Genomic DNA, 17482 nt, shown 5'->3' on the forward strand with positions numbered 1-17482 from the left:
GACTTTATTCTGATTACAGCGTAATACCCGTTTCAAAATCCAGAACCAGTGGATTTTTATACCGGTTATTGCCACCTGTGCTCCAGATATACTGGGCACCCGGCCTGATCAGGAGCCATGGGGTGGGACGCCATCCATAGTTCAGTTCAATCGCGGGTTCGCCGGATGGCTTGTACACATCGGTTACGCCAGTACCCTGTAGTTCCCGCACCCAGTTTGTCAGTTTCGGATTGACCCAGAGCATCTTCATGCCAAAGCTGACCGTGTCATTGGGACGGTTCCAGAACGTTCCCTTACGCGTTATGCCCGCGTCCACAAAATAGGGTGCAACGGATGTCCTTGGATCGCCCCATGTGAAGGAGGCAAAAAACGATGTCCCCCGTTTGGCGTCCTTTCTGTCACGTTCCAGCATCCGGTCAAACTGGAACCATCCGCCAAAACGGCCACGGACGTTGGCGACAGGGGCGGCAGCAAGATACTGGGATGCAATCCCGAAGGTTCCCAGATGGGAATACACATCCTTGACTTCCGACGTGTCCCAGTAACCACCAACCTTGACGTTGGTCTGAAGCGGGCCGGAATAATCATCCTTGCCGCCACGGTGCCATACCAGTTGGAACGGCAGGAAGGTTCCTGTCGCGCCGTGCAGGTTCATTTTCCAGCCATTATGGGTATTGGCGATTGTCGGATCGACCGAATAGACGCCGAACTGAATGGAATAATGATTGTTGCCCGCCGGGTAAAACTTGACCCATGCACCGGGATGGGCGGTGGGATAGTAGCTGTAGCCGGAGTTGAAAGCGATTGACTGGGGCATACCGCAGATTGCGTTGCTCTGGAACTGACAGTAGTTGTTCATGCCCCAGTAGATCGACCAGGTTTCAAAATCCGTTTCAGCATTGATTTCACCCACATTTGTGGCCACGTAGCGGTTCCATGGCATTTCCCATGCCAGCAGTGTCAGCCGCACGGTCGGTGAACCATAGATTTCCTGCGGGCTGTCTAGGGCCGGAAGCGTTGCCCCAAGGCCCTTGCCCGCGCGGGATGTGACCGTGAAATGGAACAGGCCGAGCTGGTATCCCGTCAGTTTCTTGAGGTTGAAATCGACATTGATCCCGACTTCATGGGCATACCGTACGTCCTTGGACTTGCCGCCCGTGGGGTTGCCGGCACTATCCTGAAAATAGTGTCCGGTAATGGTTATGCCCTTGTCATTCAGATGTGTGCGCCAGCCGGCCCAGTTACCGGTCATCGTGTCCTGTGTCAGCCAGTCATGGAAACTGGCAGGGAAAAAACTGTGTTCCGTCGTATCGGAAGGAAGGGTGACAATCGGTGTCGTGTCGTGGGGCACGACGGTGCGTACGGGGGCGGGCTGGATGGTTTTTGTCGGGTTGGGGGCGTAATTTTTACGGCGAGCATCCACCGAAACCGTTGCACTCGTTCCTGTTTCGGAAATATTGACCGGCGTGACCTGCGCATGGGCATTGTGGGGGCACCCGATAAATATTGATATGCCGGAGCAGATCAGTCCCGTTATTCCGACACACCGACCTGTAACAAAAATTCTGTTCAGGACAGTTTTTGCAGGGATGGGATTGTCAGTATTGGCCCATTCCTCCGTTCTTGGACAGACAGCCTTATGGCTGGGTCGCAGTTGTTCCGGGGGAAGGCACGTTTCCTGTATGAATTTTTGAAAAGGGGGACTGTCCCCGACAGTTTTGGGGAAACGGAATTTCCATTCGTTTTCCGGGTATATCTGGCGCATCTGGTATGCCATTTTTATCTCCACCATTATTGTTTTTCTGTGGGATAGGGATTTAGGCGAGACGGGAGATGCCGAAAGTTGCAAGGGCGGCGCATACAGTAGTGCGGCATTGATATGCCCCGCTACAGATGGCCTGCCCCGGAATTCAGTTACGGAAATTTTGTTATTTAATTAAGGGGTGGAACCTTTTTTAGTTCCTTCTATATTTAAAATGAAAACGGTTTTATTTTTAGCGGCGTCGATCGTATTTTATTTTGTCGATGCCTGCTACGTAAGTAATAACGGAGTGGTTTCTAAAGTGGTATAAGACCGTCAGGCATTGCCACGGATAAGATCCGCAGCGCGCTCCGCAATCATAACTGTCGGCGCATTTGTGTTGGACCCGATAAGGGAAGGCATGACCGAACTGTCACAGATACGGATGCCATCCAGACCATGAATGCGTAACTCCGGGTCAACAACGGACATGGTATCCCGTCCCATCTTGCACGTGCAGGTCGGGTGATATGATGTCCGCCCGTGCTGTCGTGCATAAGCCTGAAACGTCTCTGGCGTTTCAGTGTTTGCATCGAAGAAATTTATTTTCTGGATGTATTTACTTAGTGAATGCTGCCTGAATATATCAAGGCTGATCTTCACGCCTTCACATGAAATACGCAGGTCATCGGGATCGGCAAGGAAATTCGGGTCAACAACAGGCGCATCGGCAGGGTCGGATGATTGCAGTTTCACCGTGCCGCGTGATTTCGGGCGCAGCGTATAACTGTTCAGCGTAATGCCGGATGTGCCTTTGGATACGGAACTGACACCGGCCTCTGCCCCGGCGCCGGCAAGGAAATGGAATTGCAGGTCGGGGCAGGGAGCATTCCGGTCCGCATACCAGAAGGCACCAGCTTCAACCACGTTGGATGTTACCGGTCCGGAATTGAACATGGCATATTGTAGTCCCGCCCAGAACATCCAGTGCATTTGGTTGTATTTGTTGAAACTGTCGTGCCTTTTCAGTTCAGCGACAATATCAATGCCGAAATGATCCTGCAGATTCTGTCCCACCCCCGGCAGATCACGCACCACGCGGATATTGTGCTGCCGTAGATGTTCCCCCGGACCAATGCCAGACAGCATCAGCAGTTTGGGCGTGCCAATCGCGCCAGATGTGACGATGACTTCCTGATCCGCCTGCACAATATGCCTGTCACCCCGTACCGCATATTCCACGCCCGTCGCGCGGGAACCACTGAACACGATACGCAGGACCTGCGCGCCGGTAACGACATGCAGGTTGCTGCGCTTCAGGGCCGGGCGCAGATAACCCTGCGCGGTTGAACAGCGGCGGTTGTTGCGGATCGTCATCTGGTAGATACCGGCCCCTTCCTGTACGGGGCCGTTGAAATCGGGGTTGTAGGGTATTCCCATCTCCTGACAGCTCTGCACGAAAGCGCGGCTGACCGGGCTGGGTGTGGACAGGTTGGATACGCCAAGCGGGCCATCCGTACCGTGCCACGGACCGGCAAGCATCGTATTGCCTTCGGAACGCAGCAGGTATTTCTGGATATCCCGGAACCCCCAGCCTTCGGCACCTTCCTCGACCCAGCGGTCGTAATCGGAAGGGTGGCCACGGGTATAGACCTCGGCATTGATTGAAGACCCACCGCCCAGCACCTTGGCCTGAACATAGGGTATCTGGCGGTTGTTGGCGTGTTTCTGCGGTGTGGTCATCAGCCCCCATGTCAGCGGGCCGGTCGTCATTTTGGCAAAGCCGATCGGCATGTGGATGAGGGGATTGGTATCACGCTTTCCTGCTTCCAGAAGACATACACGCGCACTGGAATTTTCCGACAGGTGTGCCGCCAGAACACATCCGGCCGAACCGCCACCAATAATGATGTAATCAAAACCCTGGTTCATGATGCAATCCAGTGCGAACGGTCGCCAATTTCGATATGGACGGATTTGGCCTGTGTGTATTCCTCCACACCCAGAAGACCCGTTTCCCGGCCCCATCCTGACTGTTTGAAACCACCCGTCGGTGTTTCAGGGCCACCGGCCATGATGGTGTTGACCCAGAAACGCCCGGCCCGTACGCGCCGCGTTACACTCAGCGCCTGATCGATGTTCTTGGACCACACCGATGCGGCCAGTCCGTAGACCGTGTCATTCGCGATCGCTATGGCTTCTTCCAGCGTATCGAAATGGAAGGAAGACAGGACAGGCCCGAATATTTCTTCGCGCGCAATGGTCATGGAAGGGGTCACGCCCGAAAACAGCGTAGGTTCGATATAACGCCCATGCCCGCATTGCAGCGCCTCGCCGCCAACCAGTACCTTGGCGCCTTCGGATTTGCCCGCAGCGATGTATTTCAGGATGGTTTCGTTCTGGCCTGCCGTGGTGATGGCGCCCACCTGTGTTTGCGGGTCGAACGGGTCGCCAACACGGATCTTCTTCATCTTTTCGGCCAGAATTCGTTCAAACCTGTCAGCGACCGAGCGTTCCACGATCAGACGGCTGGAGGAAACGCAGCACTGCCCTGTATTGAAGCTTATGCCGAATGCCGCGCCATCCGCCGCATCTTCCAGATTGGCATCGGCGAACACGATGATGGGGTTTTTCCCACCCAGTTCAAGCCCGAGCTTCTTGAGGTTGCTGTCGGCTGAAGCATGCACGCATGAACGCCCCACGGCGGTCGAGCCGGTGAAGGATAGCATGTCCACGTCGGGATGTTCCGTCAGCGTCTGACCAATACTGCGCCCCGTACCGGTCACGACATTATAGACACCTGCGGGCAGGCCCGCATCGGCAAGAATATCCGCAAGGATCAACGTCGTCGCACTCGTAACCTCGGCAGGTTTGACTACCAGTGTGCAGCCGGATGCCAGAATGAACGGCACGCGTTCACACAGGATCAGGAAAGGGAAGTTCCACGGCGTGATGAGGCCAACGACGCCTACGGGTTCGCGCAGCACCATGCCAAACAGGCCATCGCCCAGATTGTTGAAGCTTTCGCCATGCAGAAGCCGCGCGGCACCGGCTGCGGTCTCGAAACAGGCGATGCAGTGATCAATTTCGCCACGGGCCTGACTGATGGGCTTGCCGTTTTCCAGCACTTCCCATGTGGCAATTTCCTCGCGGCGCTGGCGGATGCCTTCTGCCGCGCGCAAAAGTACTGCTGCGCGCGCACCACCGGGCAGGCCCGCCCAGCGGCGGTCTTCAAATGCCTGCCGGGCGGCTGCGACGGCATCGTTCACATCATCAGGTGTGCAGCGGGACGTACGCGTTACCGGCACATCATGACTGGGGGAATTGCGTTCAAACAGTTCCCGGCCCCTGCGCCATTCGCCATTGATAAAGAAACCGAATTCGCGCGGGGTTTTCGGTAACGCCACCCCGTGTGTCATCTCGTGCATTGACTGCCTCTCCGTGATTCTGACCCGCCGTTCGTCGTCATGGCGGATGGGTAACCGACCGCCTGAAAAGGACGTGCCTTTCAGCGGTTCTACGGATACCGAAACCTAAGGAACGAAATAAAAATACAGTCGTTTCATGAAATAAATCATGTAACAGTATGGGTAACGCGCTGCCGTTTCAGGTTCAGGCGGGAATTACGCTGTGACGTTAATACGTCCGGTCCCCATTTGCGGGACAGCCCCCTGAACAGTTCTGGACTTGCGCGGAACAGCAGGCAGGTTATGGAAATTACCCATTGGTCGATGTCCTGTATTTTTAATTTATGCCTGTCTGATTTTTTTACGACGGCACTTATTTTTGGAACGACATCACCCAGACGCACCATCTGGTTACGTATGTGATAGAGCGTCGTGCCCGCACGGTTAACTCATATTTCTGTGATATATGCAGGGACAAAGAAAAACAGGGGGCGTATCCGCCAGCGTGCATGCAGCAGACCGTTTCGAGACCGGGATACGAAGCTGCGGAAATCATGCGGTTTTGCAAAAGTCCTGTACTGTAAATGCACGCGTCCGTGACCATAATTCCTGAAAAATAAAAGAACATTGAAAATATCCGTCTTTCTTTGTCCTTGCTCTTCTCAAGTGGAAAATGTATGTAACCAGTTAGTTCATATAAGAGCAGGAATTGCCGGAATGTATCTGAACGAGACTCAGGAACAGGTGCGCGACACGGCCCGGGCCTTTGCGGATGAGGTCATCCGCCCCGTAGCCGAGACGCTGGACCGTGAAGAATGCTTCCCTTCTGAAATCTATGAAGAAATGGCGAAGGTTGGACTGTTCGGAATCGGCGTTCCGGAAGAACTGGGCGGCCCCGGATTCGATACGCTGACCTATGCCGTGGTGATGGAGGAACTGTCGCGTGGTTACGCCAGTGTCGCGGATCAGTGCGGACTGGTTGAACTTATTTCCACATTGCTGGTCCGCCACGGAACGGAAGTGCAGCAGGCCATGCTGCCTGAAGTCATCGGCATGCAGCGTAAGGTGGCGTACTGCATTACCGAAGCGGAAGCGGGCACCGATGTCTCCGGTATCCGTACAACGGCACAAAAGGACGGGGACGGCTGGGTCCTGAACGGGGGCAAGCTGTGGATTCATAACGCCCCGGTAGCCGATACCGGTTTTGTGCTGGCGCGGACGGATAAGGAAGCCGGAAATCGCGGCATGTCGATCTTCATTGTCGATCTGCATGACCGGGGGGTCGAGCGGGGACCGAAGGAGCACAAGATGGGGCAGCGGGCCAGTCAGGTCGGCGGCCTCAATTTTACCGATGTGCGCCTTGGCCCCGATGCCCTGCTAGGTCAGGCCGGGCGTGGTTTCCACATGATGATGAGCGTGCTGGACAAGGGGCGGGTAGGCATAGCCGCGCTGGCGGTCGGTATCGCGCAGGCGGGGCTGGAAGCCGCCGTGGATTATGCGGGCACGCGCAAACAGTTCGGCAGGCAGATATCCGAATTTCAGGGCGTGCAGTGGCTGCTGGCGGATATGGCGAAAGATATTGAAGCCGCGCGTCTGCTGGTGCATTCGGCCGCGGTCAAGATCGATCGGGGGCTTGATGCCACGCGTGCCTGCTCCATGGCCAAGTGTTTCGCGGGTGACATGGCGGTGGCGCGGACGGCCGATGCCGTGCAGGTATTTGGTGGTTCGGGCTACATTCGCGGCTTCGAGGTGGAACGCCTTTATCGTGATGCCAAGATCACGCAGATCTATGAAGGCACCAACCAGATCCAGCGTATGATCATTGCGCGTGAACTGCTGAAAAAAGGTGCCCGCGCATGAGACAGGTGGCGCTCGTAACCGGGTCCACGCGCGGAATCGGCCTTGCCGCGGCACAGGCGCTGGCGCAGGCTGGTTTTGCGGTGGCCATCAATGGCCCGGTGGAAGATGAGGAACTGCACGCGGCGATAGGGCATATGCAGGCGCTGGGCGCGCCGGTGATGGCGGCGGCATTTGACGTAAGTGATGTCAGCGCGCACGCAGCCAGTCTTGCATTGATAGAAGACCAGCTTGGACCACTGACCACGCTGGTCAACAATGCCGGTGTCGGCGTGCTGCAACGGGGTGATCTGCTTGATGTGACCGAAGCAAGCTGGGACCGTTGCGTGGGGATCAATGCCCGCGCACTGTTCTTTCTGTCGCAGGCTTTTGCGCGCCGCCTGCTGGCACGCCAACGCGATGCGGACCTGTTCCATTCCATTGTCAATGTCACATCGTCCAATGCCATGGCCGTTGCGGTGCAGCGATCGGAATACTGTGCATCAAAGGCCGCTGCGGCCATGGTGTCCAAGACGCTGGCGGTCCGGCTGGGTTCTGAAAACATTGCCGTCTATGACGTGCAGCCCGGCCTGATCGCGACCGATATGACTGCCCCGGTGATCGAGATGTATCGCCAGCGCGCGCGCGACGGCCTGACACTGTTTCCGCGCGTGGGTACGCCCGATGATATGGGCGCCATTATCGCGGCCCTGGCCAGTGGCAGGCTTCCCTACACGACCGGGCAGGTCATTTCGGCGGATGCCGGAATGCTTGTGCCCCGTTTTTGAGAACAGCCATGAAAATCGCACTCCCTGACGAGACCGGCCGGAAGGAGGATTACTTCCTGACCGGCAAACCGCTTCCCCATACTGTCCTGCCCCCCGATCCGGTACGCGTTGTCTATTCGGCAGCGCATGTGGTGGCTGATCCCTTTGCCGCCACTGACCCGTCGGGGCAGGCCGCGATAGACTGGGACAGGACGCTTGCTTTCCGCCACTACCTCGCCGGAATGGGACTAGGCATTGCGGAGGCGATGGATACCGCGCAGCGCGGCATGGGACTTGACTGGTCGCGTTCCCTCGAACTGATCCGCCGCACAAAGGCCGACCTGCCCGATGCGCTGGTGGGCAATGGCTGCGGTACCGACCAGCTTGATCCGCGCGATGTCACGTCCATCGATCAGGTGGAAGATGCCTATCTTGAACAGGCCGAAGCCATTCAGGCGGTCGGCGGGCGTATCATCCTTATGGCCAGCCGTGCCCTCGTGCAGGTTGCGAAAACGCCGCAGGACTATCAGCGGGTTTATCGCACCGTGCTGGCTGCATGCGATCAGCCCGTCATCCTGCACTGGCTGGGTGAAATGTTTGACCCTGCGCTGAAGGGATACTGGGGCGCTGATGACTTCACTACCGCGCTGGAAACGGTGCTGGCCATTATTGAGGAAAACAGGCCCCGCATAGACGGGATCAAGATATCCCTTCTGGACAAGGAAAAGGAAATCCTCCTGCGTCGCCGCCTGCCTGCGGGCGTGCGGATGTATACCGGCGATGATTTCAACTACCCCGAACTCATACAGGGGGATGCGCAGGGGTTCAGTCATGCCCTTCTGGGTATCTTTGACCCGCTGGCCGTTGCCGCCGCCCATGCCGTAAACAGGCTGGGGGAAGGGGACGTCACGGCGTTTCGTGCGATACTTGATCCCACCGTGCCGCTGGCCCGGATGATATTTCGGGCACCCACCCAGTATTACAAGACAGGCGTGGTTTTTCTTGCGTGGCTGAATGGCTTTCAGGAACATTTCATTATGCTCAACGGCGCGCAGGCCATGCGACCGCTGCCATATTTTTCCGGAATATTCCGGCTGGCGGATGGCTGCGGTCTGCTGCGTGAACCGGAACTGGCCATAAGCCGCATGAAAACCCTTCTGGCGCTTTACGGGGCATGACATGCGTGATTTCCAGCGCGATCACTCAGCCCTTGCCCTGAATACCGCAACACTGGGCCATAATGTCGCGGGGGGCGGGGCAGGCTGGTCGCCCGAACGAACTGTGGATGCCTGTGCCGCACGCGGCATCGGCGGCATCGTATTCTGGCGCAGGGAAATTGAGGGGCGGGCCGCAGCGGTGGGAGCCTACGCACGGGCTGCGGGCATCCGCGTGGTGGGGCTGTGCCGGGCACCGTTTCTGGTCGGTCCCCTTGCTTCGCAACAGCCGGAGGAGGTAGCCGACGATTTTCGCAGGGCGATAGACCAGACCGCCGAACTGGGGGCGGATGTGCTGACCATCGTGACCGGCGGCGTGCAGGTGGGCACGAAAGGCGTAACCCGCAGCCTGGAAACCGTGGCACGTTACGTGGCCGCCGCCGCTTCATACGCCGCCGGGGCTAATGTCCGGCTGGCGCTGGAGCCGCTGCATCCTGTCTATGGTGGCGACCGGTCCTGTCTTGTCACGACACGCGATGCGCTGGACATATGTGATCTTATCAATGCCGATAATGTGGGCGTTGCGATCGATATCTATCATGTCTGGTGGGATACCGACCTTGCGCGCCAGCTTGTGCGGGCGGGAGAACGTGTCTTCGGGTTTCATCTGTGTGACTGGCTGCCCCATACGACGGATGTTCTGCTGGATCGTGGCATGATGGGCGATGGTGTCGCCGATATCAGGGCGATCCGCGCCAGCGTTGAGGGGGCCGGGTATGACGGTCCGTGTGAAGTGGAAATCTTTTCGGCAAACAACTGGTGGAAGCGCGATCCGGCGGAGGTTCTCGACATAATGGTCGAACGCTTCCGCACGGTGTGCTGAACTTCAGAGGGAACCATGAAAATTCTCGTCCCTGTAAAGCGCGTGATTGATTACAACGTAAAGGTCCGTGTCAAAACGGACGGATCGGGTGTTGATCTGTCAAACGTGAAAATGTCCATCAACCCCTTTGACGAAATTGCGGTGGAAGAAGCGGTCCGGCTGAAGGAAAAGGGGATCGCATCCGAAATTGTCGTGGTCTCCATCGGTGTGCCACAGGCGAAGGACATACTGCGCACCGCACTGGCAATGGGGGCTGACCGGGCCATCCTGATTGATGCGACAGCGGATGTGAATCAGGATATCGAACCGCTTGCCGTGGCAAAGATACTTGCCACCATAGCCGAACAGGAACGTCCGGACCTGATTCTGGCGGGCAAGCAGGCCATTGATAACGACATGAATGCGACCGGGCAGATGCTTGCCGGGCTGCTGGGATGGGGGCAGGCGACTTTTGCATCCCGTATCGAGGTGACGGAAGGCGGTGCGCTTGTCACGCGTGAGGTGGATGGCGGGCTGCAGACCATCCGTGTCAGGTTGCCCGCAGTCGTAACGGCTGATCTGCGCCTGAACGAACCACGCTATGTTTCCTTGCCCAACATCATGAAAGCAAAGAAAAAACCTCTCGACGAGCGCACACTTGCAAGCCTTGGTATCGATATCACGCCCCGGCTCAGGGCAACACGCACGATGGAACCGCCCCAGCGGAATGCTGGCGCACGCGTGGCATCGGTCGATGAACTGATAGACAGGCTGAAAAACGAAGCGGGGGTCATCTGATGTCTGTTCTGCTGCTTGGCGAAGTCCATAATGGACATCTGGCGACCGACGCGGTTGCAAGGGCGCTGTCCGCGCTGGCGTCCCTTGATACGCGGGTTGATGTGCTGATTATGGCGGGGGATGGCGCAACCGCAGCGCAGGAAGCGTCCCGCCTGAATGGTGTTGCGCGCGTATTGGTGGCGCAGGATGACGCACTGGCCCATGGGCTGGCGGAACCTGCCGCAGCGCTTGTTGTCTCGCTTGCGCCCGGCTACACGCATATTGCTGCAGCCTCCACCGCGTTTTCCAAAAATATCCTGCCGCGTGTCGCCGCCCTGCTGGATGTGATGGTGATAACCGACGTTACAGCCATTCGGGATGCCGAAACATTCGATCGCCCCGTTTATGCAGGCAACGCCATACAGACCGTAACGTCCACCGATCCGATCAGGGTTCTGACCATAAGAACATCTGTCTTCCTGGCTGTGGGACAGGGTGAACCCGCGCCGGTTGAAACGGTCCCGCCCGTTGCCGACCCAGTGCTGTCATCATGGGTGGAAGACATGGCGGTGATTTCCGAACGGCCGGAACTGACGGCGGCCCGTGTGGTTGTGTCGGGCGGACGTGGTGTCGGATCGAAGGAGCATTTTGAAACCATTGTCAGGCTTGCCGACCGGATGGGCGCAGCCGTCGGTGCAAGCCGTGCAGCGGTGGATCTGGGCTACGCGCCCAATGACTGGCAGGTAGGGCAGACAGGCAAGGTTGTGGCGCCAGATCTCTATCTCGCGGTGGGAATCTCGGGCGCGATCCAGCACCTTGCAGGCATGAAGGATTCCCGGGTCATTGTCGCCATCAACAAGGATGCGGACGCACCCATATTCAGGATTGCCGATTACGCGCTGGTGGGTGACCTTTTTACGGTTGTGCCTGAACTGACGGCAAAGCTGTAGGACGGATTGCAAGCGGTATACTTGGAGGGAGGTAAAATATACGAAATAATTAAGAACATCTTGCCGCACGCATGAAACGTAAGCATGGGGTGCGGGGTTTATACAGGAATGACGGCCGTCCAGAAAAACAAGCCGCGCGGGAATGACGCGGCGCAAGAACAGGATGACAGGCTATGAACCCTGATGAAAAACGAAAATTCGGCAGAAGTAATATTGATGTAACCGCGTTTGCTTTCGGAACGGCGCCACTTGGCAATTTCATGCGGGAAGTCGATGAAGCCGTTGCCGGGGACATGATACAGCACGCATGGGATGCCGGTATCCGTTTCTACGATACGGCGCCCATGTATGGTCATGGGCTGGCGGAACTCCGGCTGGGGCAGGCATTGCGCTGGAAAAAGCGCGATGACTTCGTGGTGGCCTCCAAGGTCGGGCGCGTCCTGCATGCGGGGAGGCGCTCGGACATCGATTTTACACCCTGGGCCAACGCGGCACCCAACACCATGGAATTCGACTACAGTTATGACGGCACGATGCGTGCGTTTGAAGATTCGCTGCAACGTCTTGCGCTGGAACGGATCGATATCCTTTTCATCCACGACATTGACCGTTTCACTCACGGGGACAGCCAGCCCGAAATATTCAGGCAGGCCATGGATGGATGCTGGCGCGCGCTGGAACGGTTGCGCCGGGAAGGGGCTGTCAGTGCGATTGGCGTGGGGGTGAATGAATGGGAAGTCTGTTACGACGCCATCCGCCAGCATGATTTTGACTGCTGCCTTCTGGCCGGACGCTACACATTGCTGGAACAGGAGGCGCTGGATCAGTTCCTGCCCCTGTGTGAAAAGCAGGGTGTGGCGGTCGTGGTCGGCGGGGGCTTCAATTCCGGCATTCTGGCAACCGGCGCGGTCGCGGGGGCAAAGTATAATTATGCCCCGGCACCTGACGCCATCATGCAGCGTGTCGCGCGGATCGAGGCCGTCTGCCGCGAATATAATGTCCCGCTTCCAGCCGCCGCCCTGCAGTTTGTGGTGGCTCATCCCGCCATCCCGACATTCTGCGCGGGTACACGCAATGTCGCGCAACTGGAAGAAAACCTTAAATGGTTCCGTCACCCCATTCCCGCCGCGTTCTGGGGCGAACTGAAAAAACGCGGCCTGTTGCGCGATGATGCGCCTGTTCCGCAATACGGGCGCGACCTTGCCCCCAATTTTGCCTGACAGTTCCCGGCGGGTGCGCGGGCCCTTTCTGAAAACAGCAATCCCGGTTCGATAACAAGAACGTCGGAATGTCGTAAACATGCCGGAACATAACGGCATTACCCATAACAGGCGTCCCGGAGACAGATATGTCGTTCATCAAGGATTATATCGAGCAGCAGACGCTCAACCGCCGCAACCTGCTGCTGCTTTCGGCCTACGGCCTGTGTGGCGCGGCGGCGGCTACCGCACTCAGGCCGACCGGGGCACGCGCGGTTACCCCCAGCCCCAAGATTGCATGGAGTTACCGGGACCGGACAAATCCGTACTGGAATGCCATCGTTTCGGGTGGCGATGCCTTTGTCCGCAGTCTTGGCCTGCCGGAAAGTGCGTTGATCAACCTGATAAACGGGGGCTCCAGTGAAAAGTCGCTGGCGGATATCCAGTCGCTGCTTGCACGCTATGGCAGCAGTCTGGCACTTGCGGCGGACCCGAACGACATGCCCAACTGCCGCCCGGTAGTCGAGGCCGTAAGCAGGGCCGGTGCCTATGTTTCCACAATATGGAACAAGACCGATGACCTGCATCCATGGGATTTTGGCGATAATTATGTATCGCACATGACATGGTCCGATATCGGTCCATCGGAACAGACCGCGCGCGTGCTGTTCGATGCCATGGGGGGCAAGGGCGGGGTCGTGCATCTGGGTGGTATTGCATCCAACAATCCGGCGATCGAGCGTCTTGCGGGTTTCCGTAACGCCCTGAAGGCCTATCCCAATATCCAGCTTCTTGCCGTGCAGGCCGCCGACTGGGATACGCAGAAAGCCAATCAGGTCATGTCCGGCTTCCTCACCCGCTATGGCGATGCGATCAAGGGCGTGCATTGCGCCAGCGATACCATGGCCTATGGCGTGATCGAGGCGTTGCGGGCCGAAGGGATCGAGGACATGCCGGTCGTATCGTATGACGGCAACCCGCAGGCGGTCGAACTGGTGACCAAAGGGAAGATATTGGCCACGGTTTTCACCAATCCCTACTGGGCGGGGGGGATTACGGCGTCACTTGCCTATTACGCGGCCACCGGTGCCTTCAAACCCTCTGCCGAGCCGCATGAACATCGTGAATTCTATGGGCCGACCACGCTGGTCACCACAAAGGACGCACAGGACTTCAAGGCAAAATATATCGACACCAACCCCCAGTATGACTGGAAGAACTTCTGGTCCATGACCAGGGGGCAGATACAGTACGGCAAGACCATATGAACATGACCGGCTGTATCGGGGAATTACTGCCCGGTTACGGGGTTTTACCTTTCTGCTGAAAAAAAGAGGCTGGATCGATGAACAGGTTCCTGGCCATGGACAGACTCAGGAAATGGGTGCCGCTTCTCGTACTTGTGGGGTTATGCCTGTTTTTTACACTGGTTAATCCCAATTTCCTGTCGTTACGCAATTTTGCCCGTATTGCCATTTCTTCCTCTCCCGCACTGATGGTTGCGACAGGGGTGACCTTTGTCATCCTCATGGGCTCCATCGACCTGTCGATGGAGGGGACCATCGCCGTCTGCGCGGTGCTGTTCGCGCTGATCCTCAACGCACTTGGCGGGTCGGTTGCGGGATGGGGATGGGTGGCCATTCCCGGTGCGCTGCTTGTCGGGGCCGTGCTGGGGGCGATCAATGGCGCAGTGCACGTACAGCTCAGGATACCGTCATTCATGGCCAGCCTTTCGCTGGGTTTTGTGGGGATCGGGCTGTCACTGCTGATTACCGGCGGTGACCGTATACTGATTGACGATCCGGTGTTCCGTTCCCTGCTGACGGTGCGCGTGGGCGGCTTTCCGCTTATGGCCTATGCGGCGCTGGCCTGCCTGCTGGCGGCATGGTTCATTCAGGATAACACCACCACCGGTCGCAACTTCTACGCCGTGGGCGGGGGAGAGGATCTTGCGCGCGCATCGGGGCTGAATGTCGGGCGGTTGCGGATTATCGGTTTCGTGCTCGCGGGGGTGTTCTACGCGCTTGGCGCCATCTTCGCCGTGGCGCGGCTTGGTATTGCCGAGACCGAGACCGGACGCAACTTCATGTTCATGTCCATTACATCCGTCGTGGTGGGTGGAACCGCGTTGCGTGGTGGCGCGGGCGGTGTGTGGAATACGCTGGTGGGCGTGCTGATCGTGAATGTCATCGCCAATGGAATGGTGGTGATCGGTCTGGCTGATTACTTTCAGGATGGTGTTCTTGGACTGCTGGTTATTGCTGCGGTTTACCTGTCCACCGACCGGCGTTCCCTTTCATTTGTAAAGTAGGGTGCCATGTTCGAACTGCAGAATGTCGAAAAACGCTATATGGGCGTGCATGTGCTCAAGGGCGTGGATTTCCGCATTGAGGATGGGGAGATCATCGGCCTGGTGGGGGAAAACGGGGCGGGCAAGTCCACCCTGATGAAAGTGATATACGGCGCGGTCCAGCATGATGGCGGCACCGTCCTTGTTGACGGAAACGCCGTGCATTTCCGCAGCCCCCGCGATGCGATGAAAATGGGCGTGGGCATGGTGTATCAGGAACAGTCCCTGATTCCGAACCTGACGGTCATGGAAAACATCTTTCTGGGTTTTGAAAAACCCTTTGTCCGCTTTGGCGCGATCAACTGGAAAAAGATGGCCGCAGCGGCGCGCAGGCAACTGGCGAAGGTCAAGCTGGACATTGATCCCGCGACCATTACCGATCACCTGACTTTCGCGCAGCGCCAGCTTGTCGAACTGGCCAAGGTTCTTGCGCTGGAGGAGCGTGTGGAGGGCAAGCTGGTCATCCTGCTGGATGAACCGACATCCGTGCTGTCGCGTGAGGAGATCGACCTTCTTTTCACTGTAGTGCGGGCGCTGCGCAGGCGTGCGTCGTTCATATTCGTCTCACACAGGCTCGATGAAATCATTGCCCTTTCGGATCGCATCTACGTGCTGAAGGACGGCGTGGTGGTTGATGTCATGAGTGCAAGGGGGGCGGAGATTGGCGATATCCAGAAGAAAATGGTCGGGCGCGACATAAACAGCGAATATTACCGCGAGGACCGGCAGCGCCCGTATGACCCGGACAGGGTGCTGCTTGAACTGGACCATGTCACGATCACGGGGCGCGGGAACGATGTTTCCCTGAAGCTGCATGCGGGTGAAGTGCTGGCCCTTGTGGGTGTGGAAGGATCGGGGCGTGAGCCGATCCTGCGCACGATATTCGGCATGCAGAAGCCCGAAAAAGGCACGCTGCGCATCCGGGGCGAGCCGGTACATACGTTCAGCCCATCGCGCAGTGTCGCCCATGGAATAGGCTACATCCCGCGCGAGCGTAAGGTCGAGGGGATCGCGGGCGGCATGAACGTATATGAAAACATGACGCTGTCGCAGATGCGGAACTATTCCCGTGGCGGGGTCCTCGATATCGCGGCGGAGCGGGCGCTGGCGCGGGAGTGGATACATAAACTGTCCATCAAGGTGCCATCCGAACTGGCCGATTGCGGCAACCTGTCGGGCGGTAACCAGCAGAAAGTCGTGCTGGCGAAATGGCGCAGCGGTGGTTCGGAAATCATCATGCTCGACCATCCCACGCGGGGCCTCGATATCGGGGCGAAGGAAGATGTCTATGGAATGATCCGCGATATGTCAGCCGATGGCGTGGGGATCATTCTGGTTGCGGATACGCTGGAGGAGGCAATCGGCCTCAGTCACACCATCGCGGTCATCAAGGACGGAGAGATCAGGAAATGGTTCAACTGTCAGCCGGGCGCAAAGCCTTCACTCTACGACCTCATCCAGTACATGGTGTAAGCGGTGACCTGACGCTGACCGAAAGGATGCGGCGTCATTTCCCGTGGATCACGCTGGTCAGTCTGCTGGTACTGGTGGGGATGAAGGACATCACCTTCCTCAGCCCCGAAAACCTGGTCAGTCTGGCATCCGATGTCGTGCCGCTGCTCATCATGGCGGTGGGCATGACGCTGGTGATCCATATCGGCAGCATAGACCTGTCTTCCCAGTCCATCGCGAACATGGCGACGGTCCTGACAACGATCGCGCTGCCGTCCTGCGGGGTGGCGGCCGGTCTGCTGGTTATTGCCGTGGGGCTTGTATTCGGCGCGGTTTCCGGGGTGGTGACGACACGGCTGAAGGTGCCCTCCTTCATCTCGACACTGGCTGTGGGGGGGATTGCGCTGTCTGTCGGGCAGTACACATCTGGCCAGCAGGCGCTGCATATGGATACGGCCCAGCGCAGGCACGCATTCGGCTGGATGGTGGGCCAGACGGCGGGTATTCCGCATGAACTGGTGCTGGCGCTGCTGATCGTGGCGGTGGCATGGTTCATCCAGACCCGTATGGTGCCGGGCCGGACCTTCAAGGCCATCGGGGCGGGGGAGCCGGTCGTGGTGGCTTCGGGCATCAGGGTGGAACGCTACAAGATCCTTGCTTTCGCCCTGTCGGGCATGTTCGCAGCCATTGCGGGGCTGGTCTTTTCAGTCAGGCTGTCAGGTGGTTCGCCCACACTGGCCGAAGGGTTCCTGCTGCCCGCAATCGTTGCCGTTCTGGTGGGCGGCACGCCGCTGACCGGCGGCGTGGGCGGCGTGCTTAATACGCTGGTGGGAACCATGATTGTCGCGGTTGTGCGCGCCAGCATGCTTTATTTCAGTATTCCCGCGACGGGGCAGCAGATTTTCTTTGGTCTGGTCCTGATCATCGCCATCGCAACAACAATAGACCGTTCAAAAATGCGGATCGTCAAATAAGCGGCGAGGAGAA

At 57.8% G+C, this 17482-nt stretch carries 14 protein-coding genes; 11 read left to right on the forward strand and 3 right to left on the reverse strand.

Going from position 1 to position 17482, the window contains the following annotated elements; genetic code table 11:
- Positions 1-13: 13 nt before the first annotated feature.
- The 3 genes from KSAC_RS13920 to KSAC_RS13930 form a co-directional block, all read right to left on the reverse strand.
- Positions 14-1423 carry a carbohydrate porin gene (locus KSAC_RS13920; protein WP_243705233.1) on the reverse strand — a complete coding sequence of 470 codons (1410 nt, stop codon included), beginning with the start codon at positions 1421-1423 and terminating at the stop codon, positions 14-16.
- Positions 1424-2077: 654 nt separating this feature from the next.
- Positions 2078-3673: a GMC family oxidoreductase gene (locus tag KSAC_RS13925; protein WP_132305904.1), complete on the reverse strand. Its 1596-nt coding sequence runs from the start codon at positions 3671-3673 to the stop codon at positions 2078-2080.
- Entirely contained in the window at positions 3670-5169 is a 1500-nt protein-coding gene (locus KSAC_RS13930; RefSeq protein WP_132305906.1) for an aldehyde dehydrogenase family protein, read from the reverse strand. The genes KSAC_RS13925 and KSAC_RS13930 overlap by 4 nt, the downstream gene beginning before the upstream one ends.
- Positions 5170-5865: 696 nt before the next feature.
- Here KSAC_RS13930 and KSAC_RS13935 point away from each other — a divergent pair.
- The 11 genes from KSAC_RS13935 (at position 5866) to KSAC_RS13985 (ending at position 17469) form a co-directional block, all read left to right on the forward strand.
- Positions 5866-7008 (forward strand): acyl-CoA dehydrogenase family protein, encoded by a 1143-nt coding sequence (locus KSAC_RS13935; RefSeq protein WP_132305908.1) that lies wholly within the window; start codon positions 5866-5868, stop codon positions 7006-7008.
- The gene (locus KSAC_RS13940; RefSeq protein WP_102324394.1) at positions 7005-7772 is read left to right on the forward strand and encodes a 3-ketoacyl-ACP reductase; all 768 of its coding nucleotides are present in this window, start codon (positions 7005-7007) and stop codon (positions 7770-7772) included. The genes KSAC_RS13935 and KSAC_RS13940 overlap by 4 nt, the downstream gene beginning before the upstream one ends.
- 8 nt (positions 7773-7780) lie before the next feature.
- A complete protein-coding gene (locus KSAC_RS13945; protein ID WP_132305910.1) occupies positions 7781-8929 on the forward strand; it encodes a dihydrodipicolinate synthase family protein in 1149 nt (382 codons plus the stop codon).
- Between the two features lies 1 nt (position 8930).
- The gene (locus tag KSAC_RS13950) at positions 8931-9788 is read left to right on the forward strand and encodes a sugar phosphate isomerase/epimerase family protein (protein ID WP_132305912.1); all 858 of its coding nucleotides are present in this window, start codon (positions 8931-8933) and stop codon (positions 9786-9788) included.
- Positions 9789-9803: 15 nt separating this feature from the next.
- Positions 9804-10565, forward strand: coding sequence for an electron transfer flavoprotein subunit beta/FixA family protein (locus tag KSAC_RS13955; RefSeq protein WP_132305914.1), 762 nt, complete (start codon positions 9804-9806; stop codon positions 10563-10565).
- Positions 10565-11494, forward strand: coding sequence for an FAD-binding protein (locus KSAC_RS13960; RefSeq protein ID WP_132305916.1), 930 nt, complete (start codon positions 10565-10567; stop codon positions 11492-11494). The genes KSAC_RS13955 and KSAC_RS13960 overlap by 1 nt, the downstream gene beginning before the upstream one ends.
- A gap of 173 nt (positions 11495-11667) precedes the next feature.
- On the forward strand, positions 11668-12714 hold the full coding sequence (locus KSAC_RS13965; RefSeq protein ID WP_102324389.1) for an aldo/keto reductase: 1047 nt from the start codon (positions 11668-11670) through the stop codon (positions 12712-12714).
- Positions 12715-12842: 128 nt separating this feature from the next.
- Positions 12843-13961 carry a sugar ABC transporter substrate-binding protein gene (locus KSAC_RS13970; RefSeq protein WP_132305918.1) on the forward strand — a complete coding sequence of 373 codons (1119 nt, stop codon included), beginning with the start codon at positions 12843-12845 and terminating at the stop codon, positions 13959-13961.
- A 116-nt stretch (positions 13962-14077) separates the two neighbouring features.
- Complete coding sequence (locus tag KSAC_RS13975; protein WP_207918704.1) at positions 14078-15004, forward strand: ABC transporter permease; 927 nt, start codon at positions 14078-14080, stop codon at positions 15002-15004.
- Positions 15005-15010: 6 nt separating this feature from the next.
- Positions 15011-16516: a sugar ABC transporter ATP-binding protein gene (locus tag KSAC_RS13980; RefSeq protein ID WP_110547180.1), complete on the forward strand. Its 1506-nt coding sequence runs from the start codon at positions 15011-15013 to the stop codon at positions 16514-16516.
- 26 nt (positions 16517-16542) lie between these two features.
- Positions 16543-17469, forward strand: a complete 927-nt coding sequence (locus tag KSAC_RS13985) for an ABC transporter permease (protein ID WP_207918705.1) — start codon at positions 16543-16545, stop codon at positions 17467-17469.
- Positions 17470-17482 lie beyond the last annotated feature (13 nt).

The organism is Komagataeibacter saccharivorans (genome assembly GCF_004348195.1).
Taxonomy (GTDB): Bacteria; Pseudomonadota; Alphaproteobacteria; order Acetobacterales; family Acetobacteraceae; genus Komagataeibacter; species Komagataeibacter saccharivorans.

What these genes read in the sequence shown, in the direction of transcription:
- KSAC_RS13935 (WP_132305908.1), top strand. Translation starts at nt 5,866, where the DNA reads ATGTATCTGAACGAGACTCAGGAACAGGTGCGCGACACGGCCCGGGCC.
- KSAC_RS13985 (WP_207918705.1), top strand. Translation starts at nt 16,543, where the DNA reads ATGCGGCGTCATTTCCCGTGGATCACGCTGGTCAGTCTGCTGGTACTG.
- KSAC_RS13925 (WP_132305904.1), bottom strand. Translation starts at nt 3,673, where the DNA reads ATGAACCAGGGTTTTGATTACATCATTATTGGTGGCGGTTCGGCCGGA.
- KSAC_RS13945 (WP_132305910.1), top strand. Translation starts at nt 7,781, where the DNA reads ATGAAAATCGCACTCCCTGACGAGACCGGCCGGAAGGAGGATTACTTC.
- KSAC_RS13950 (WP_132305912.1), top strand. Translation starts at nt 8,931, where the DNA reads ATGCGTGATTTCCAGCGCGATCACTCAGCCCTTGCCCTGAATACCGCA.
- KSAC_RS13955 (WP_132305914.1), top strand. Translation starts at nt 9,804, where the DNA reads ATGAAAATTCTCGTCCCTGTAAAGCGCGTGATTGATTACAACGTAAAG.
- KSAC_RS13970 (WP_132305918.1), top strand. Translation starts at nt 12,843, where the DNA reads ATGTCGTTCATCAAGGATTATATCGAGCAGCAGACGCTCAACCGCCGC.
- KSAC_RS13965 (WP_102324389.1), top strand. Translation starts at nt 11,668, where the DNA reads ATGAACCCTGATGAAAAACGAAAATTCGGCAGAAGTAATATTGATGTA.
- KSAC_RS13940 (WP_102324394.1), top strand. Translation starts at nt 7,005, where the DNA reads ATGAGACAGGTGGCGCTCGTAACCGGGTCCACGCGCGGAATCGGCCTT.
- KSAC_RS13960 (WP_132305916.1), top strand. Translation starts at nt 10,565, where the DNA reads ATGTCTGTTCTGCTGCTTGGCGAAGTCCATAATGGACATCTGGCGACC.
- KSAC_RS13980 (WP_110547180.1), top strand. Translation starts at nt 15,011, where the DNA reads ATGTTCGAACTGCAGAATGTCGAAAAACGCTATATGGGCGTGCATGTG.
- KSAC_RS13930 (WP_132305906.1), bottom strand. Translation starts at nt 5,169, where the DNA reads ATGCACGAGATGACACACGGGGTGGCGTTACCGAAAACCCCGCGCGAA.